General features: G+C 65.1%; 19 protein-coding genes. 11 read left to right on the top strand and 8 right to left on the bottom strand.

Going from position 1 to position 18,864, the window contains the following annotated elements:
- On the top strand, positions 1 to 239 hold a 239-nt coding region (locus H7X47_RS16090), incomplete at its 5' end, for a hypothetical protein (RefSeq protein WP_227010534.1).
- Between the two features lie 12 nt (positions 240 to 251).
- Here H7X47_RS16090 and H7X47_RS16085 read toward each other — a convergent pair.
- The 3 genes from H7X47_RS16085 to H7X47_RS16075 form a co-directional block, all read right to left on the bottom strand.
- A complete protein-coding gene (locus H7X47_RS16085; RefSeq protein ID WP_193369720.1) occupies positions 252 to 566 on the bottom strand; it encodes a hypothetical protein in 315 nt (104 codons plus the stop codon).
- A gap of 230 nt (positions 567 to 796) precedes the next feature.
- On the bottom strand, positions 797 to 1,183 hold the full coding sequence (locus tag H7X47_RS16080; protein ID WP_193369719.1) for a YybH family protein: 387 nt from the start codon (positions 1,181 to 1,183) through the stop codon (positions 797 to 799).
- A gap of 196 nt (positions 1,184 to 1,379) precedes the next feature.
- Positions 1,380 to 2,060 carry a FadR/GntR family transcriptional regulator gene (locus H7X47_RS16075; protein ID WP_193369718.1) on the bottom strand — a complete coding sequence of 227 codons (681 nt, stop codon included), beginning with the start codon at positions 2,058 to 2,060 and terminating at the stop codon, positions 1,380 to 1,382.
- Positions 2,061 to 2,306: 246 nt separating this feature from the next.
- Between H7X47_RS16075 and H7X47_RS16070 the strand changes: the two genes are divergently transcribed.
- From H7X47_RS16070 to H7X47_RS16050, 5 genes are all read left to right on the top strand, one after another.
- Positions 2,307 to 3,311, top strand: coding sequence for an ABC transporter substrate-binding protein (locus tag H7X47_RS16070; protein ID WP_227010533.1), 1,005 nt, complete (start codon positions 2,307 to 2,309; stop codon positions 3,309 to 3,311).
- 168 nt (positions 3,312 to 3,479) lie between these two features.
- Entirely contained in the window at positions 3,480 to 4,244 is a 765-nt protein-coding gene (locus H7X47_RS16065; protein ID WP_193369717.1) for an ABC transporter permease, read from the top strand.
- The gene (locus tag H7X47_RS16060) at positions 4,241 to 5,044 is read left to right on the top strand and encodes an ABC transporter ATP-binding protein (RefSeq protein WP_193369716.1); all 804 of its coding nucleotides are present in this window, start codon (positions 4,241 to 4,243) and stop codon (positions 5,042 to 5,044) included. Before H7X47_RS16065 ends, H7X47_RS16060 begins: the two co-directional genes overlap by 4 nt.
- Complete coding sequence (locus H7X47_RS16055) at positions 5,044 to 5,799, top strand: ABC transporter permease (RefSeq protein ID WP_193369715.1); 756 nt, start codon at positions 5,044 to 5,046, stop codon at positions 5,797 to 5,799. The genes H7X47_RS16060 and H7X47_RS16055 overlap by 1 nt, the downstream gene beginning before the upstream one ends.
- A gap of 31 nt (positions 5,800 to 5,830) precedes the next feature.
- The gene (locus tag H7X47_RS16050; RefSeq protein ID WP_193369714.1) at positions 5,831 to 6,517 is read left to right on the top strand and encodes a fumarylacetoacetate hydrolase family protein; all 687 of its coding nucleotides are present in this window, start codon (positions 5,831 to 5,833) and stop codon (positions 6,515 to 6,517) included.
- A gap of 18 nt (positions 6,518 to 6,535) precedes the next feature.
- Here H7X47_RS16050 and H7X47_RS16045 read toward each other — a convergent pair whose 3' ends face one another.
- Positions 6,536 to 7,033 (bottom strand): hypothetical protein, encoded by a 498-nt coding sequence (locus H7X47_RS16045; protein ID WP_193369713.1) that lies wholly within the window; start codon positions 7,031 to 7,033, stop codon positions 6,536 to 6,538.
- Positions 7,034 to 7,352: 319 nt separating this feature from the next.
- Between H7X47_RS16045 and H7X47_RS16040 the strand changes: the two genes are divergently transcribed.
- Both H7X47_RS16040 and H7X47_RS16035 read left to right on the top strand, forming a co-directional pair.
- Complete coding sequence (locus H7X47_RS16040) at positions 7,353 to 9,224, top strand: adenylate/guanylate cyclase domain-containing protein (protein ID WP_193369712.1); 1,872 nt, start codon at positions 7,353 to 7,355, stop codon at positions 9,222 to 9,224.
- 211 nt (positions 9,225 to 9,435) lie between these two features.
- Complete coding sequence (locus tag H7X47_RS16035; protein WP_193369711.1) at positions 9,436 to 9,681, top strand: winged helix-turn-helix domain-containing protein; 246 nt, start codon at positions 9,436 to 9,438, stop codon at positions 9,679 to 9,681.
- A 357-nt stretch (positions 9,682 to 10,038) separates the two neighbouring features.
- Here the strand turns inward: H7X47_RS16035 and H7X47_RS16030 are convergent, their stop codons facing one another.
- The 4 genes from H7X47_RS16030 to H7X47_RS16015 all read right to left on the bottom strand — a co-directional run bounded on the left by H7X47_RS16030 (position 10,039) and on the right by H7X47_RS16015 (position 14,822).
- Positions 10,039 to 11,463 (bottom strand): FAD-binding oxidoreductase, encoded by a 1,425-nt coding sequence (locus H7X47_RS16030; RefSeq protein ID WP_193369710.1) that lies wholly within the window; start codon positions 11,461 to 11,463, stop codon positions 10,039 to 10,041.
- Positions 11,464 to 11,693: 230 nt separating this feature from the next.
- Entirely contained in the window at positions 11,694 to 12,578 is an 885-nt protein-coding gene (sigJ, locus tag H7X47_RS16025; RefSeq protein ID WP_193369709.1) for an RNA polymerase sigma factor SigJ, read from the bottom strand.
- 15 nt (positions 12,579 to 12,593) lie between these two features.
- Positions 12,594 to 13,025, bottom strand: coding sequence for a carboxymuconolactone decarboxylase family protein (locus H7X47_RS16020; protein ID WP_193369708.1), 432 nt, complete (start codon positions 13,023 to 13,025; stop codon positions 12,594 to 12,596).
- A gap of 84 nt (positions 13,026 to 13,109) precedes the next feature.
- On the bottom strand, positions 13,110 to 14,822 hold the full coding sequence (locus tag H7X47_RS16015) for a dihydroxy-acid dehydratase (RefSeq protein ID WP_193369707.1): 1,713 nt from the start codon (positions 14,820 to 14,822) through the stop codon (positions 13,110 to 13,112).
- Positions 14,823 to 15,097: 275 nt separating this feature from the next.
- On the opposite strand from H7X47_RS16015, the gene H7X47_RS16010 reads away from it, so the two are divergent.
- From H7X47_RS16010 to H7X47_RS16000, 3 genes are read left to right on the top strand one after another with little or no spacing between them, the layout of a single operon-like run.
- Positions 15,098 to 16,651: a sensor histidine kinase gene (locus H7X47_RS16010; RefSeq protein WP_193369706.1), complete on the top strand. Its 1,554-nt coding sequence runs from the start codon at positions 15,098 to 15,100 to the stop codon at positions 16,649 to 16,651.
- Between the two features lie 39 nt (positions 16,652 to 16,690).
- Entirely contained in the window at positions 16,691 to 17,128 is a 438-nt protein-coding gene (locus H7X47_RS16005; RefSeq protein ID WP_193369705.1) for a response regulator, read from the top strand.
- A gap of 1 nt (position 17,129) precedes the next feature.
- Positions 17,130 to 18,857: a response regulator transcription factor gene (locus tag H7X47_RS16000; protein ID WP_193369704.1), complete on the top strand. Its 1,728-nt coding sequence runs from the start codon at positions 17,130 to 17,132 to the stop codon at positions 18,855 to 18,857.
- Positions 18,858 to 18,864 lie beyond the last annotated feature (7 nt).

The raw sequence follows: 18,864 nt of genomic DNA, 5'->3' as shown, positions 1-18,864 counted from the left end.
TCTTCCTCGGCACCCGGCTGACGCTGAACGACGTGGAGGACACCACGCTGCTGGCCGGCGTCATCCTGGACCTCGACCAGGAGGAGCGGGTTTTCTCGGTCGAGTTCGAGCGCCGCCTCAACGACAGCCTGAGCCTGGAGATCGAAGGTCAGGTCTTCGACAACATCGACGAGAACGACCTGCTGAACGGCTTCGCCCGCGACTCCTTCATCGAGATCCGGCTGTCCTGGTACTTCTAGTCCTTGAGCAGATCAGGTGTCGTGTGGTACCGCGCCCAGGGTGGCGGAGAGCACGCGCTCCTCGCCCTCCGGGTCATGTCCCTGCGCATCGCCAGGATTGAGCTGACGGACCTGGTACAGCTTCTCGTCCTGAAAGGCGCTGTGGAACGTGTGGGTTTCATTGCCCACAGGCGTAGCGTCGGCGATCTGTCCGGCCTCCATCTTGGCCGCGAGCAGACGCGCGCGGGCGGCCGAGGGCGCGCGGACGATGACTTCGAGCCAGATCGGATGATCCAGCCAACGCGAGTCCCCGTAGCGCGCCGAAGGCGTGATGAGCCAGAGAGTCATGGCGGCCTCCTTTCGTCTCCTGGCACGACGCAGGTCCGCGATTCCTGGATAGAGAGGAAGCACCTGAAAAACAGGCGTAGCGCCGCGGCAACAGCCCGCGGCGCCCGGCAGCATCCTGTCGCCGGCCGTCCAGCGATTCACATGAGCACACGGCCGGGGCATTTCCAGGGCAAGTAAAGTCCATCCGCCGCCGGGGCGACGAGAGGCCCTGCTCGAAACGCGGACAAGACCTACTTCAGGTTCCACATCTGCCGCTTGATCAACCACTGGCCCGAAGGCTGCTTCTGCAGCAGCCAGGTCTTCGTCGCCTTGAAGGATTTTCCGGTGCCGCCGTAGTGGGGCACGGTATTGACCTCCGCCTCGGCGATTCCGTAGACCCAGTCATCGCCCACCGGCAAGGCGTCCAAGGGCCTGGACTGGATTGTCCACTTGGCGACGTCGTAGTCCTTCTGCTCGCTTTGCGCGATGGCTTCCGGGCCGTGCTCGGGCTCCGAGCCGGGCGGCACCCGTATCGCATCCTCGGCGAACAGCTTGCCGTAGGCGGCGGAGTCGTTCGCGCTGACCGCCGCCTGGTAGCGCGCGCACATCGATTTCACGACTTCCATGGGATCGGCCATGACTCCCTCCGTTGTGAAAACGTTTCGTCTACGACCCCCGGGAGATTTCGCCGGACCCGGCAGGCTCGCTGCCGGCAATACTGAGCTTCGAGCCTAGCGCCGGGAAAAAAGCCCGGCAAGTTGAGCAGCCTTTTCGGGCCGCACGCTGAAGGCGCGGCCTCGAAGGCCCTGCGGTTCTTGTAGCGGGAAGCGGTGCCTACTCGGCGGCCTGGCGGGCGGCGAGCAGGTTGGCCTGGACCTGGGAGAGGTGGCGCAGCATGGCCTGGCTGGCGCCGTCCATGTCGCGTTCCTCGATGGCCTTCACCAGCAGCTCGTGCTCCTTGAAGCTGTGGTGGTCCTTGGGCGGGCGGTCCACCTTGTCGCGCAGGCGGCCCCAGACCACGGCGCGGCGCACCGCGTTCAGCGTGTCGAAGAGAGCCAGCAGCACGGTGTTGTGCGCCGCCTCGGCCACGGTGCGGTGCAGGCGGTTATCGCAGTTCTCGTACTGGCGCCAGGTCTGGGCCTGGCGCGAGGCCTGCATGCACTGCCTCAGCTCGGCGATATCCCCGGCGGTGGCGTTCAGCGCCGCCTCGCGGGCGATCTGCGGCTCGATCAGCAGGCGTGCCTGCATCACCTCGCGCGGACTGGTCAGGGCGGCAATGCCGGCGACGTCGGAGTATTCCTTGGCCGGGCGGGTGCCGATGAAGGTGCCCTTGCCGACATGGCGCCACAGCTCGCCGTTGCTCTCCATCACCGCCAGGGCCTTGCGCAGCTCGCCGCGCGAGACGCCCAGGATGTCGCAGAGCTCCCGTTCCGGGGGAAGGCGGGTGTTGGCGGGAAGATCGCGCTGCGCCAGATAGGCGCGCAGCTGCGTCAAAGCTCCCTGTCCCTGATCCATGCCGACTCCGTTCTACTGCCGCGGACCTCCGTCCGCCGGCTCTCGTCCATTGGCCAAATTGGTGCTCCCCAGCCCAGGCGCACACTAGGCGTAGCCTATAACGCAGTCAATTGCGGCTGACCAATATAAATCAATTGCGGAACCAATCAAGAATTGGTTAGGCTTTGGTCCTCAGCAATAAGGCCTGCCGCCCGCCGCCCGCAAAACGACGGCGCCAAGAAACGCGCAGGCCGGGGAGGAAAAATCATGCAGCAAGTAAGAAACGTCTTTCGGCGTAGCGTCGCCGCGGCCGCGATGGTCGGGCTCTTGGCGGGTTCGGCGCTCTTGGCCCCACCGGCCGAGGCGGCGGAGAAAGTCCGCGTCGCCCTGGGCGACGTGGTTTCCGTGGAAACCCTGGCCTTCCTCATCGCCCTGGAACGGGCCAAGGACCGGGGCGTCGACTATGAGATGACTTCCTTCGCCAAGGAAGAGCTGGCCATTCAGTCGATCGTCAACGGCCAGGCCGACCTGGGCGTCGGCACGCCCTACTCGGTGATCCAGAAGAGCAAGGTGCCGCTGAAGGCGATCTTCCAGATGTCGCGCCTGGTGTTCTTTCCGGTCGCCTCGAACGACATCCAGTCCTGGAAGGACCTGGACGGGCAGCCTTTCACCTTCCATGCCCGCGGCACCGGCACCGAGGCCATCGGCAACATCATCGCCAAGCGTGAGGGCATCGAGTTCGGCCCGCGCAGCTACGTGCCCGGCTCCGAGAACCGCATCATCGCGATGATGAAGGGCCAGATTAATGCGACCATCGTCGACCTCGCCAACAAGAACAAGCTGTTGGAGATGGCCGGCGACAAGTTCCATGTGCTGCCCGGCGTCAGCGAGGTGCCCAGCGACGAGCTGATCTTCGCCAGCGAGAACTGGATCAACAGCAACACCGAGCAGGTGAACATCGTCGTCGAAGAGCTGCTGAAGCTGTGGCACGAGATGAAGGACAACCCGGCGATCATCGAGGAGGAGCGCGCCAAGCGCAATCTGCTCGCCGACCAGCCGAAGGAAATCCTCGCCGAGGTCGTGCCCTTCTATACCGAGGGCGCCAAGGAAGGCCTCTTCGATCCGGCCGGTGGCGGCATGGCGGCGGCCAAGGCGGACTTCGCGTTCTATACCGAGGCTGGCCAGCTGCAGGGCCCGGCGGAGTCCCTCAAAGTGGAGGAATACTGGAACCTTGAGCCGTTGAACGCGGCCAGGAAAAAGCTCGGCCTGTAACCAGTACGCAGGCGGAGAACTTCCTTGCAAACACCCACCTCATCCCCGGCCCTGAGGGCGGAGGGGCAGGCCAGCCCTGCCCCCGCCCGCCCTGCAGGGACGGGGCTTTCTTCCGGCAGCGACAGCGCCCCGCCCGTCGCGCCCGTCGCCCTGCCGGCCCCCAACGTTATGGCGCAGCTGGTCAGCCACCCGCTGTTCCTGCGCCTGGTCTCCGTCGTCATCGTCTTCAGCGCCTGGGAATACGCCGGGCGGGTGCCCATCAGCCCCGCCTTTCCGACCTTCCTGGAGACCATGGACGCGCTCTCCGGCCTCGTCGCCGACGGCACCCTGTTCCAGGCTTTCTGGATCACCTTGCAGCCGCTCGCCATCGGCCTTCTCGCCTCGGTGGTCGTCGGCGTGGCCTTCGGGGTCACCATGGGCCTCAACCGCCTGGCCGAATGGTTCGGCGCGCCGCTCTTCATCATCGCTCAGTCGGCGCCGCTGGCCGCGCTGATCCCGATCCTGACCTTCGCCTACGGCATCGGCCTGACCGCCAAGGTCATGACCGTCTGCATCATGGCGATGCCGGTGATCGTGCTGAACTCGTTGAACGCCGTGCGCCACACGCCGCTCTCCCTGCTGGAGATGGGGCGCTCCTTCCTCGGCTCGCGCTGGCAGGTGATCTGGAAGATCGTGCTGCCCGCCGCCGCGCCGGTGATCTTCGCCGGGCTGCGCCTGGGCTGCGCCGCCGGCTTCATCGGCGTCATCCTGGCCGAGCTGCTGATCACCCCGACCGGCATCGGCGACATCATCACCTACAACCAGTCGATCGCCGAATACGCCAAGATGTACGCCGCGATCTTCTCCATCATCGTCTTCTCCGTGCTGTTCATCGAGCTGATCGAGCGCCTGGAGGTGACCCTCTTCCGTCCCGAAAAGCGAGCCACCCGATGAACGCCGCAACCGCAGAAGCCATCCCCGCAGAGCCCCGCGCCATCGTCGAGGTGGAGGACGTCTCCAAGGTCTATCCTGGCGGCACCGAGGCGCTGAACCACGTCTCCCTGGACTTCCCGGAAGGCCAGCTGACGACGCTGCTGGGCCCCTCCGGCTGCGGCAAGACCACGCTGCTGAAGATCATCGCCGGCCTGATCCCCGCCACCGGCGGCGAAGTGCGGGTCGACGGCAAGGTCGTCACCGGGCCGGGGCCGGAGCGCGCCTTCGTGTTCCAGGACTTCGCCCTCATGCCCTGGGCCAACGTTCTGCGCAACGTCGCCTTCGGGCTGGAGCTGCGCGGCGTCGCCCGCTCCGAGCGCGAGGCGGTGGCCGAGAGCTACATCGGCCAGGTCGGCCTCAAGGGCTTCGAGAAGGCCTATCCGCATGAGCTTTCCGGCGGCATGCGCCAGCGCGTCGGCCTGGCCCGGGCGCTGACCGTCAACGCCAAGGTGCTGCTGATGGACGAGCCCTTCTCGGCGGTCGACGAGCAGACCCGGCGCAAGTTCCAGGAAGACCTGCTGGAGCTGGTGGCCCGTGAGCGCAAGACCTTCCTCTTCGTCACCCACTCGATCGAGGAGGCGGTCTACGTCTCCGACCGCATCGTGCTGCTGTCGCGCCGCCCGTCGCGCGTCTCGCAGATCGTCGAGCCCGACATCCCGCGTGGCGACGATCCGGAGGCCATCCGCCGCGACCCGGCCTACATCGACACCGTCGAGGAGATCTGGCAGGGCCTGAAGAAGTACCTGGACGAGGGCGTGTGATGGTCATCGGCAAGATCCGCGTTCCCCTCTTCTGCTCGCTCATCATCTGGGCGGCGCTGTGGGAGGTGGTCGGCCGCAGCGGGGCAAGCTTCATCATCCCGCCGCTCTCGGCCGTCTTCGCGCGCATCGTGGAAATCGTGCCTACCGCCACCTTCGCCGAGGCCCTGTGGATCACCGGCAAGGCCTTCCTGCTGGGCAACGCCATCGCCATCGCGGTCGGCGTGCCGCTGGGCGTGATCATGGGCCGATCGATCATCGCCGACCGCGTCTTCCTGCCCTGGGTGAACCTTTTCCTCTCGGCGCCCCTGACGGCGCTGGTGCCGGTCATCATGGTGATCTTCGGCCTGGGCGAGACCACCATCGTCATGACCGTGGTGCTCTTCGCCGTGTGGATTATCGTGCTGGACGCCCGCGCCGGGGTGCGCGGCATCTCGCCCTCTCTGGTGGAGATGGCCCAGGTCTTCGGCGCCAACCCCTGGCAGGCCTTCGGCAAGATCTACATCTACGCGGCCCTGCCGGAGATTCTCTCCGGCATCCGCCTGGGCATGATCCGCGCGGTCAAGGGTGTGGTCATCGGGCAGCTCCTGGTCTCCATCATCGGTTTCGGCCGGCTCTTCGAGCTCTACTCTTCGCGCTTCCTGATGGAACATTTCTGGGCGCTGCTCTTCGTGCTTTTTGCTTTCGCTTTCACTCTGAACGAAGTACTTGCCTGGCTTGAAAGAAAGGTCGACTACTATGCCGCCGCCCGACACTAGCACCCTGCATTCTTCTGGAGACGACAAGACCATGAGTTTCGTGATTACGCCGCCCAAGCCCGCCGTGATCCCGGTGCGCGGAAGCGACGCTGTCTTCCCGGTCCACCGCATCTACTGCGTGGGGCGCAACTACGCCGCCCACACCATCGAGATGGGCGGCGATCCCGACCGTGAGGAGCCCTTCTTCTTCCAGAAGAACCCGGACAACCTGGTGACCGGCGGAGGCGATTTCCCCTACCCGCCGCAGTCGAGCGACGTGCACCACGAGATCGAGATGGCCGTGGCCCTGTCGAAGGGCGGCAAGGACATCCCGCTCGACAAGGCCATGGAGCACGTCTGGGGCTACGGCGTCGCCCTGGACATGACGCGGCGCGACCTGCAGGGCGTGGCCAAGAAGGCGGGCCGGCCCTGGGAAGTGGGCAAGGCCTTCGAGCACTCGGCCCCCTGCAGCGACCTGGTGCCGGCCAGCGAGATCGGCCACCCGGACAAGGGCGCCGTCTGGCTGAAGGTCAACGGCGAGACCCGCCAGGAGGGCGACCTGGGCCAGATGATCTGGAAGGTGCCGGAGATGATCTCCTACCTCTCCGGGCTCTTCGAGCTGGCGCCGGGCGACGTCATCCTGTCGGGCACGCCCTCCGGCGTGGCCGCGGTCAGCCGCGGCGACGTCCTGCACGGCCACATCGACGGCGTCGGCGAGCTGCACAGCAAGGTGGTGTGAGCCCGCCCTTCGGGGCGGCTAGGGGGCGGGCGCAATATCGCCTGTCAGGATATAGCGCCGCTCCGTCTTGCTCGGAAACTCAATCTTCAGGGAGCCTACACCTCGCTGGGCAGCGAACTGCCCGGTCCCGCCGGCCAGTTCCCAGAGGCCACTGTTGACGACCTCGGCCTTGCCGTCGGCGCCCTCGACAAAGACCGCCTGCAGCCGCCAGCGGAAGTAGGCAATGTCGCCCCCGGTCGTGGTCGCGACCACATAGCCGCTCGCCTCGCCGCCGACCTCGCCGGTTACGTCGTGCATCCCGTACTCAGCCACCGCGGCGCCTTCGAAGACGCCCTCACCCCCGGCGGTGCCTTCGCGCAGCAGAAGCGTGAGGAAATGCCGCTTGTCGTTCTCGAAATTGAGGGAGATGTCCTCTGTCGTAGTCAGCACGGCATCCAGGGTCATCGGCTCGGCACCGGCCTCAGCCGCAGCGAAACAGAGAGCCGAACCCAGCATGATCGATCGCAGAAGTTGCATAGTGCTGGTCCCTTCATCCATTCAAAGAAAAATGAACGCAACCCCCGCACTTGTTCCGATGCCGCCTCGCTCAATTTCTCTCTGCACCAAGGCGTCACCGGGAGGAAAGCCTAGTCACCGTCGATGATGCGCGTCAAACCGGCGAACTACAGCTGGGCCGCAGCACTATCCAAGGTTTTAACTGCGTCCCACTGATCTATGAATGGGCACATCGGCGCCCCCCGGATCCGCATCGAGGGACGACAAACCCGGTACTTCTTCTTCCCGCATGGATTTCCCTGCCGTTCGCCGATAGTCTTTCCCGCGAGGGGGACAGACCTTGGAACGTCGTCTCACCACCATCCTTTCCGCCGACGTCGTTGGCTACAGCCGGCTGATGGGGGAAGACGAGGCCGGCACCCTCAAGGCTCTCAAGACACTCCGCCGGGATCTCATTGACCCGAAAGCGCAGCAGTATCGTGGGCGCACCGTGAAACTGATGGGCGACGGGGCGCTGATGGAATTCGCCAGCGTCGTCGACGCGGTCTCCTTCGCCACCGAGGTCCAGGCGGCCCTGCACCATCCGGAAGCCGCGCTTTCCGAGAACCGGATCGTCTTTCGCATCGGGATCAACATCGGCGATATCATCGTCGAAGGCGACGACATCTATGGTGACGGCGTGAATGTGGCGGCGCGCCTGCAAGAGCTTTGCGAACCCGGCGGCGTCTGGATCTCGCGCAACGTCTTCAACCAGGTCAAGGGCAAGCTGGACCTCACCTTCGAGGACCTGGGCGAGCGGCAGGTCAAGAATATCGCCGAACCTGTCACCGTCTATCGTGTCGCCCTCGACGACAAGGCGGTGGCGCTCCTCACGCCAATCGCCGCCGGCACCACATCGCCGCGGCGCGGGTTTCGGCCGGCCATCGCCGCCACTGCGATATTGGGCCTCGCCGCACTCCTGGCGATTGCATGGTGGCAGTCCTGGCTGCCTGAGAAGGAGCCCGCTTCTGTTGAGCAGATGGCTTTTGCCCTGCCGGACAAGCCCTCCATCGCCGTCCTTCCTTTCGACAACCTCTCCGACGACCCGGACCAGGAGTATTTCGCCGACGGCATGACCGAGGACCTCATCACCGACCTCTCAAAGATAAGCGGTCTTTTCGTGATCGCCCGCAATTCCTCCTTCGTCTACAAGGGGCAGCAGGTCAAGGTGCGCCAAGTGGCCGAGGCTCTGGGCGTGCGTTATGTGCTGGAAGGTAGCGTGCGCCGCGTCGGCGACGAGGTCCGCATCAACACCCAGCTCGTCGACGCCACGACCGGCGGGCACATCTGGGCCGAGCGCTACGACCGCAAGGTGGAAAACATCTTCGCCGTCCAGGACGCGATCCTGGAGAAGATCGTCGACGCGCTGGAACTGCATCTGACTGAGAGGGAGCAATCCGAGAGCGCGAAGACTACCAGTCTCGAAGCCTACGACCTTGTGCTGCGGGCGCGGAAGCTCCTCACCCGCTTCGACAGCGAAGCGGCGGCCGAAGCACGGGACCTGCTCCAGCGGGCCATCGAGCTCGACCCGGCCTATACCGAAGCCCACAGCCTTCTGGGCTTCAATTTCTTCGACGAATGGCGTGTCTGGGGAAGGGGACGCGACGAAAATCTCGCGCAAGCCCAGAAGCTGGCGGCAAAGGCTGCCGAGCTCAGTCCCGAGGATCCTGCCCCCCACGTGCTGTTAGCGATGATCTACCAGTGGCGCCGCGAGTTCGGCGCAGCCGAGGCGGAAATCAACAAGGCGCTCGCCCTGGAGCCGCGGGAAGCCATAACGCTGAGCAACCTCGGCTCCGTGCTGGTCTATGCGGGACGCGGCGAGGACGCCGTCAGCGCTCTCACCCAGGCCATCCGGCTCGACCCCTTCCATCCCCCGAACTATCTGGAATGGCTCGGTAATGCCTACTGGCTCCAGGACCATCCCGATCTCTGCGTCGAGGTCGCCGAGCGCGGCGTCGCTCTCGACCCCGATTATGTCTCCCTGCACGTGGTCTTGGCGGTGTGCTATGGCGCGCTCGGCACGATGGATAAGGCGGAGGCCGCCGCCACCGAGATTCGGCGGATAAATCCCCGCTTCACCTTGCAGGCCTATGCCGCCTATGTCCCCTACACCGATGATCGCGACAGAGAACGCCGCGTCGAGTTGCTCCGCGTGGCAGGCGTGCCGGAGTAAGACAGGAGTATGGCCGAGGGGCCATTCGGGGAAGCCTCTTGTTGTAATTCTACCGCAATTGCGACTGGAGGCAATTCCGGTGACAAGCGGCAGAGGCACCCGGCATGGAATCCCGCTGACCTTGGGCCATACCCTCCAGGCGCATGAATGGTTCCGTTTTCGTATCGGCGACGCGCATTGAGACCCGCCGAATACGAGCGGGGTGCATATCATGGCCAGCTTCAAGCTCGATATCAGTGAAGAGCGCCTGTGGCGGGGCGATCAGCCACTGCCGATCAGCAACAAGGCGTTTCAACTGCTGCGCCTGTTCGTATCCAATCCCAACCGTCTGCTCACGAAAAATCGTATACTCGAAGACGCCTGGCAAGGCCTCTGCGTGTCGGAGGGGTTGATCAAGGAGTACGTCATGATCTGCGCCAGGCCCTGGGTGACGACCCCCGAAACCCGCGGTTCATAGAAACGGTCCACTGCCGGGGTTACCGGTTTCTGGGCGGCAATGGAGAAGGCGAATTCATCGTCCGCGAGGCGGCGAATCCGGAAACCAGGGTTCGGCCTGCCTCCGTGACCATTCTGCCGTGCGCGAATATTACCGGCGAAGATCGCTGGACAAGGTTCAGCCGCGGGCTGGTCGACGACCTGGTCACGGAGATCGGGCGCTACCCCGATTTAATGGTCATCGCGACTGCGGCGACGTCCTGCACGGCCACATCGACGGCGCCGGGGAGCGCCCCAGCAGGGCCGCCTAAGCCCGCCCGATTCCCCGCGACCGCCCCCGGGACCCGCTCCAGGGTCCCGGGGGCTTTTCATATCGGCGTCAGCCTTTCGGCTGGATGTTCTGGTTCATGCGGAAGAGATTGGCCGGGTCGTACTTCGCCTTGACCTCGGCCAGGCGCTTGTAGTTCGGGCCGTAGGCCGCCTCGACGCGGTCCGCCTCGTCGTCGGGCATGAAGTTGATATAGACGGTGCCGACCGCATAGCGGCCCATGGTGTCGAAGAGGCTGCGGGCCCAGCCGACGCAGTCCGCGTCCTGCTCCGCCTCGCGCCAGCGCGTGTGCACATTCATGATGAAATGCGATTTGCGCTGCGGGTAGGCGGTCGCGTCCTCCGGCACGCGGCTCATGGCGCCGCCGACGTGGGCGATGAAGACCTCGCATTCCTCCGTCGGCAGGGTCTTGATCGCCGCCAGCAGGTCGTCGATGGCCGCGTCGGAGAGCTCGGCGAAGTCATGGCTCTTCCAATAGTTCCGCGCCCCGGGCTCCAGCAGGGGATCGAAGGCCGCCTGCCAGCCGGTGAAGGGATGCGGCGCCACCACGTCGGCGATGGGCTTGCCGAGCCCGCGCAGCTCCGCCAGCGCCTTTTCGCCCTCGGCCATGTCGCCGCAATAGCAGACGGCGAAGACCAGCACTTCGCGCCCGTGCCATTCCTCCGGCAGGAAAGGTAGCGGCGGGGCCTTGCGCAGCACCACCCAGGCGGTGAGCTCGTCCGGCGCCGAGGCGGCGATGTCGCGGTAGGCCTGCAGCAGTTCCGCCGCGCCGTCCAGCGGATGCACGACAAGGCCCGACAGGACTTCCGGGCCGACGTCGTGAAGCCGGAACTCGAAGGCCGTCACGATACCGAAGTTGCCGCCGCCACCACGCAGTGCCCAAAAGAGATCGGGGTTCTCCGTCTCGCTGGCCCGCACGAGATCGCCGTTGGCCAGCACCACGTCTGCTGCGATCAGGTTGTCGATGGTCATGCCGTACTTGCGCGTGATCCAACCGAAGCCGCCGCCGAGGGTGAGCCCTGCGACTCCCGTCGTCGAATTGATACCGACGGGAAGCGCGAGATTGAATGCCTGCGCCTCCTTGTCCAGGTCGCCCAGGGTGGCGCCCGGCTCGACCCAGGCGGTCTTCTTCTGCGGATCGACGCGCACCGAGGTCATCGTCGAGAGGTCGATCATAAGGCCGCCCTCGCAGACCGCGTTGCCGGCGATGTTGTGGCCGCCTCCGCGCACGGCGACGACAAGATTGTGGTCATGCGCCAGCGCCACCGCGCGCCGCACGTCGGCGGCGCCGGCGCAGCGCACGATGAGGGCCGGACGCCGGTCGACCATCGCGTTCCAGATCGCGCGTGCCCCGTCGTAACCCTCGTCCTGCTGCAACAGCACGCTTCCGCGCAGTGCTCCCTTCAGTTCCTCCAGCGCCTCATCGGTGACCTGATGGGGCTTCCCGCTCTGCGTCAATACTGATGCGTCTGGCATTCTCATCTCTCCCCTGTATTTGTTCTGACCGAACTCGGGACCCCCGGGGAGATTACCTGTGGCTTCCGAACAACGGAGCCGGTCAATTAGCGCATCAACGTCGAACAGCGGCAACGGGCCCAGGGTTGTGACACCCCGGGCGGTTCGCTCAACGCGCTGGCGAAAGGCAGGGCCCGGCCATTTCCGATTTACGGTGAGTGGGGATTCAGGGGCGAAGCCGCGGTCGAGGCTCAGTGCATGTCGCGCGGATCCGCGCCAAGGCCGCCGAACTTCTCCGGATTGCGCATGATGTAGATGTTGCTGAGCGCGCCTTCCTCGTCGAAGCCGAAGGTGATGGAGGCGTGGATCGTGTCGCCCTCCATGATGACCAGGCCCAGGACGCCGTTGATCTCCGTCCTGACCTGCCGCCACTGCGGCCAGGACCGCCCCAAAATCTTGGTGATGAAGCCCAGCACCTCCTTGCGGCCGCGCAGCACCCGGCTGGCCGCGGTAGCCTTGCCGCCGCCGTCGGCGCTCAGCGCGATGTCGTCGGCCAGCAGGGCGCTGAGGCGCTCCGTCGCGCCGCTGTTGACGGCCAGCTGGAAGGCGTCCAGCAGTTCCGCCTGGCGGGCCGGCGGCGCCACGCGGCGCGCCTCTTCCCGGCGCAAAGCGGCTTGGGCCCGCGACACCAGCTTGCGGCAGGCGGCCTCCTGGATCCTGAGGGTCTGCGCCACCTCGGCGTAGTCCTGGTCGAAGATCTCGCGCAGCAGGTAGGCCGCGCGCTCCTTGGGCGTCAGGCGGTCGAGCAGCAGCAGAAAGGCGGTGGTGACAGAGGCCGCCAGCTCGACCGGGCTCTCTGCGCTGGCCGTCTGCAACGGCTCCGGCAGCCAGGTGCCCACGTAGTCCACGCGGGCGCGGTCGGCGGCCTTCAGCAGATCCAGGCAGCGGCGCGTGCAGACCGTGGTCAGCCAGGCCGGAGGGTTCTCGATCTCGGCCTGGTTGGCGGCCTGCCACTTCAGGAAAGTGTCCTGCACCGCGTCCTCGGCTTCTGCCAGGGAGCCGAGAATGCGGTAGGCCAGCCCGCGCAGGGCGGGCCGGGCTTCTTCGAAGGTCGCGAGGCCTCTGTCGTCGATCATGGTTTGGCCACTTGCCTAATGCGCCGCAATTCCCATGCGGTTCCACAGATTGATCATGGCGATGACCGCCGTCAGGGTGGAGGCCTCCGGGTCGGAAAAATGCTCCAGCAGCCGCGCCTTGACGGCGCTGTGGTCGGCGCCGCGGTCCAGAGTGGTCAGCGCCTCGGTCCAGGCCAGGGCCGCCTTCTCCTTCTCGCTGAAGTCGTCGACCTGATCCCAGACGACCAGCCGGTCGAGCCGCTCGTTGGTCTCGCCGTCCTTGCGCGCTTCCTCCGTGTGCATCTTCACGCAGAAGGCGCAGCCGTTGATCTGCGAGGCGCGCAGCTTCACCAAATGGCGCAGCATCGGGTCGATCCCCTGGGCGGTGATGGCCTGCTCGACGCCGCCCATGGCCTGGTAGACGGTGGGGATCTGTCGGCGGAAGTCGAAAGCCTTGGTCTGCAGCATGGTGTCCCTTTCTCCTTGCGATGAAACGCTGTTACGGAGACGACGAGCGGGCGGCCCGGCTTGTGACGCGCCGGCAAAAATTTTTCAGGCGCCGCGCAGCAGGTCCAGGTCGACGCCGTCCTCGGCCTGCAGGACGTGGTCGCGCCACAGGCGGCGCCAGCCGCGCTCGGCGCCGACCCCGGGCGGCGGCGTGAAGGCCGCGCGGCGTTCGGCCAGCTCGGCTTCCTCGACCAGCAGGTCGAGGCGCCGCTCCTTCACCGAAAGGCGGATGCGGTCGCCGTTCCTGACCAGGCCGAGCGGGCTGCCAAGCGCCGCCTCAGGCGAGACGTGCAGCACGATGGTGCCGAAGGCGGTACCGCTCATGCGAGCGTCGGAGATGCGCACCATGTCCTTCACGCCCGCCCTGGCGAGCTTGGCCGGGATCGGCAGGTAGCCGGCCTCAGGCATGCCGCTGGCCAGCGGCCCGGCGTTCTGCAGCACCAGGAAGTCGTCGGGGGTGACGTCCAGGTCGGGATCGTCGATGCGCGCGGAGAGGTCCTCCAGGGAGGAGAAGACCACGGCGCGGCCCTCCCGCTCGAAGAGTTCGGGCGTCGCCGCGGCGCGCTTCAGGATCGCGCCCTTGGGGGCGAGGCTGCCGCTCAGCGCCACCAGCCCGCCCTGGGGCGAGATGGGATCCTCCGGCGGTCGCACCACCCTGGGGTCGACCCAGGGGTCGCTCTCGTCCAAAAGCTCGCCCAGCGTCTTGCCGGTGACGGTCATCACGTCGAGGTGCAGCTGGTGCTTCAGCGCGCGCAGCACCGCCGGCGCGCCGCCGGCGGCGTGAAGGTCCTCCATGTAGTGGGCACCGGTCGGTTTCAGGTCGACCAGCACCGGCGTCTCCTCGCTGAGGTGGTTCAGCAGGTCCATGTCCAGCGTCAGGCCGAGCCGCCCGAAGATCGAGGCCAGGTGCACCACGGCGTTGGTCGAGCCGCTGATCGCCAGCAGCACGCGCAGCGCGTTCTCGGCGACTTTCGCGTCGATGATCTTGTCGAAGGTGAGGTCGCCGCCTTTCTCATCCATGGCCAGCTGCGCGGCGCGCAGGCCGCTGGCCTCGGCCTGGCGCAGGCGGTCGGCGTGGACGGCGGGCACGGCGGCGCCGCCGGGCAGCATGAGGCCCAGGGCCTCGCAGAGGATCGCCATGGTGCTGGCCGTGCCCATGACCGCGCAGGTCCCTTGCGTGGTGGCGAGGTTGCCCTCGATCTCGCGAATCTGCTTGTCGTCCAGCCCGCCGGCGCGGTACTGCGCCCAGAAGCGCCGGCAGTCGGTGCAGGCACCCAGGCGTTCGCCATGATAGCGCCCGGTGGACATGGGGCCGGTGGCCAGCACCACGGCGGGCTTGCCGGCGGAAATCCCACCCATGACCAGGGCCGGCAGGGTCTTGTCGCAGCCACCCACCAGCAGCACGGAATCCATCGGCTGGGCGCGGACCATCTCCTCCACGTCCATGGCCATGAGGTTGCGGTACAGCAGGCTGGTGGGATTGAGGAAGACCTCGCCCAGGGAGGTGACGGGGAATTCCAGCGGCAGGGCCCCAGCGGCCAGCACGCCGCGCTTGGCCGCCTCGACCAGCTGCGGCACGCCGCGGTGGCAGTTGTTGAAGCCGCTGGCGGTCCAGGTGATGCCGACGATGGGGCGGTTCAGCATCTCCTCGGAATAGCCCATGGAGCGCGCGAAGGAACGCCGGAGATAGGCCGCGAAGTCGGGGTCGCCGTAGTGGGTCAGGCCGTTCAGCAGCCCGCGCTTCTTGTTCTTGTCCATCCGTCCTCTCGCTGCCTCGCCGGCAAGCAGGCGCACGACGCCCATGCACTGCGGCGCGGCAGTTTAGCGGCCAGCGACCATGCACGCACTGCTGAAGCGGCCCTTTAGTTGAAACGCCGGGTTGATTTTGTCATCGCGAGAATCACGACGGTTTGATTATCACCTCCTTAACGAGTGCAACCTATCTTATCAGCAACCTCACCGGCAGCAATGCAACCGCGCGGCCCGCTTCCGCGGGCCTCGGGCGCTGGAAGGGAGGCCGTTGGAGCTAATCAATGACTGCTGAGACATGCGAAAATGGTCCTCTTCGCCGCTTCCTGACAGTCAGCAACAAGTTGGCAGCCTTAGGAGCGATCGGGGTAAGCATCGGCTTCGTCATCGTCATCTGGGTCCAGAACAATCATACCCGCTCGTTGCTCTACGAGACCGAGCTGCAAGATAGCATCCGCATGACGGAGGTCATCGCGGCGCAACTCTACGGGCCGCTGCGATGGCGCAAGCCGTCGATCGCTCAGGACACCTACGACTCAATGATCACCCACAGGGACTTGCACGTCGTGGCGGCCGTCACCCTGGACCGTCAAGGAAACGTCGTGACCACCTACCAGCAGAACTCTTCGCAGCCTTTCAACTTCCAAGAGCTTCGGCTGAACGCGGGGGCCGATCTCCGGCTCGACAGCACCTGGACGGCAGAGCTGGACGGCAAGCTCGTTGTCGCAACACCGGTCACCTCGCATGACGGCCGCAAGCCTGCCGGAACTTTTGTCGTCGCCTGGAGCCTTGCGGAGATCGACCGGGCGATGCGGGCAATGTTCCTGCGGGCGGCCTTCATTACTATAGTCCTCTTCGCGGCCTTCACGACCCTGTCGCTGGCAATCGTCCACCGCCAACTGAGCGACCCCCTGACCCAGCTGACTCAGGCCACCACACGAATAGCCAACGGAGACAAGACTTTCGAAATCCCCTGCACAGACCGCAGGGACGAAGTCGGCGATATGGCCCGCGCCCTGGTCACTTTCCGGGAGAACGTCGCCCTGATCGACCGGCTTACCGCCGAGCAGCAGCAGCAGACTCTGCGGCTTTCCAATGCCCTGGAGAAAGAGCGCGAATACAACGCCTTGCACCGCGAATTCGTCTCCATGGTCTCGCACGAGTTCCGCACACCCGTCGCAATCATCGACGGCGCTGCCCAGCGTATCGAACGGCGGGTCGGCAAGGACACGGAGGACCAGCTCCGCGAGCGCACAGGAAAGATCCGCAGCGCCGTTGTGCGCATGATCGAGTTGATCGACAGCACCCTTAGCGTATCGCGCATGGAGGCCGGCACCATCGAGCTGGAAGCTGCCGAATGCGACTTCGCGGCGCTGCTTCGCGAAGTCTGCCAGCGCCAGCAGGAGATTGCCAAGCATCACAAGATCGACCTGACCATCGCCGACCTGCCGTCGCGCATTTTGATCGACGCCAAGCGCATGGACCAAGTCCTCACGAATCTCCTATCCAATGCAGTTAAGTACGCACCCGATGCGCCCGACATTGCCGTCAAGGCCGGCACCGTGGGCCGAAATGTTGTCGTTTCGGTACGCGACCGCGGCCTCGGCATTCCCGAAGCCGAAATGCCGAAGCTCTTTGAGAAGTTCTTTCGTGCCAGCACCTCGGCTGGCATCCCGGGCACCGGTATCGGCCTGCATCTCGTCAAACACCTGGTCGAACTGCATGACGGCAACATCACCGTGGACAGCACCGAAGGAAAAGGTTCCACATTCTCGGTCACAATTCCCACTAGATACGGTGAAGCGGATGCGGCGGCCTCCGCCGCTCTTTCCGCCTGATATGGATCAATCTGGGACAGCGAAGGACACCCCCTAGCCATGGTCAAAATTCTCTGTGTGGAGGACGAAGCCGCTCTGCGCGAGGACCTAGTAGAGGTTCTCGAAGAAGAAGGCTACGAAGTGGCCGTGGCGTCGAATGGCAGCGAGGGGCTACGCCTGCTCACGGACTTCAACCCCGATCTGATCCTCAGCGACTGCCTCATGCCCGTCATGAACGGCATCGATATGCTGCAAGCCATCCGCAGCGGCCAACCTCGTTTCGCCACAACCCCGGTCGTATTCCTCTCGGCTCATGCCCAGAAGGAGCAGGTCGAAAAGGGCGTCGGTCTTGGCGCACAGCACTACCTCACCAAACCTGTCGACTACAGCGAGCTGGTAAAGGTACTTCGAAGCTTGCTCGAAGCCCGCAGCCGTGAAGCGCGAGGCACGCCGGATGAAGACTCACCCGCCGTGCGGCCGCCAAACGAAAGGAAGTGACATGTCGGCAACGATTCTCTGCGTCGAAGACGAAGAAGATCTGCGCAAGGACATCGTGGAGGAACTTCGCGATGCCGGCTATAACACACTCGAGGCCGAAGACGGCAGCACCGCGCTCGAAACCATCCTGCAGCAGAAGCCGGACCTGGTCATCAGCGACATCACCATGCCGGTTATGGACGGCCATGCCCTTCTGGCGGAACTGCGCAGCAAGCATCCAGACAAGTGCGACCTTCCTTTCCTCTTTCTAACCGCGCTGGCGGACCGCGAGCACATGGTCAAGGGAAAGAAGCTGGGTGCCGACGACTACCTCACTAAGCCGGTCGACTACGAGCTGCTTCTCGCCGCCGTGGAGTCGCGCCTTGAGCGTGTGTACCAGGTAGCTGCGCGCCAGGAAGAGCAGCTGGTCCGGGTCTACAAAGCGGCATCCGATTCGACAAGCCGCAAAGCGGACCCTCCACCTTGCACGGGCGCCACCCCCCACGATCGAGCCAACTCAGACACTGACGAGGTCAGGCGGAATGAGACCGCTAGCGGGAAAGACGTCGAGCAACGGCTTAAGGATCAGGTCAAGGCCACACCAATGAAAGTGGTGGCCGGCCGTGTGCAGCTCCTCGGCCTCGACGAGTTGAAGGCCACCATGGGCGAGCGCTGGAAGCGCCATGGCGAAATGGTCCTCAGCCTCATCGAGCAGACGCTCGAGAAGCGCCTCGCCCCAACTGACGTCTATCAGCGCGATAGCAGGGACAACTTCACCATCTGTTTTGCAGAGCTGAGCGAAGCCGACGCGGCCTTCAAGGCGCGCGCCATCGCCGACGAAATTCGATCGAAGATCCTCGGCAAGGACGTGGGGTCGGGCGCCGCGCAACTGACGGCGGAAGCCGACGCATTTCTCGACGAAATCGTTGGGACTGGCAGCGATCAGCCGGCCTTGACGGTCCATGGCGAGGCTCATGAGATCGAACTCGGCATTGACGACGTCAAGGACAGCGATGACCTTATCGGGCTACTGACGGCGCGGCTGGAGGCAGCGGCCGAGCGCGCGAAGCAGGCCGAACGCGCAATCTTGATGGAAATCGCCGACCATTCCACGCTCCAGCTGCATGAGATCGTGACTCAAGGCGGCGCGCCCACGCCATTCCGATTCGCCGCGTTTGACCAGGACACCCTGGAAAAGATCGAGAAGATCCGCAGCCACCGCCCGGCCTCCGAGGACCTGGTCCGCGACCTCGACGTGCTGATGCTTGCAAAAGTCGCTGAGGAGATATTCAGCCGGCCACCCGGCAAAAACATCGTCCTTGTCACGAACATTCACTTTTCGACAATCGAGAACAAGCGGCGCCTCGAACACCTCAAGACCGTCTGCGACACGCTCACAGAGCCGGCGCGCGCTGCCTTGATTTTCAATATCGTGGAGATTCCAGGTGAGCTGTTGCCGGCGAAGGTCGCCGAACATTTCCTCAGCGTGCGTCACTACTGCCGCGCCATGATGGCGCAGTGCGCGGCACCCAAGCTTGGCAACATCGACCCGCAGATGCTCCGCACGCCGATTCTTACCTTCAAAACCTGGGAACTCATCAAGTTCCTTGCTCGTGAGCCAGAAACCGTTTCGGCCTTTATCAAGCAACTGCGCCGGCAGAAGCTGAAGCTTCTCGCCTACAGCGTTCCCGGCCCGCGGGAGGCGGCACGGCTAAGGCGCCTCGGCGTCAGCTTCCTGTCGCAGGAATAGGGTTGGC

Origin of the sequence: Pelagibius marinus, from assembly GCF_014925385.1 — a bacterium.
In the GTDB taxonomy this organism is placed as follows: domain Bacteria; phylum Pseudomonadota; class Alphaproteobacteria; order Kiloniellales; family Kiloniellaceae; genus Pelagibius; species Pelagibius marinus.
Note: the sequence above shows the minus strand (reverse complement) of the source record. Positions and strands in the feature narration are given on the sequence as shown.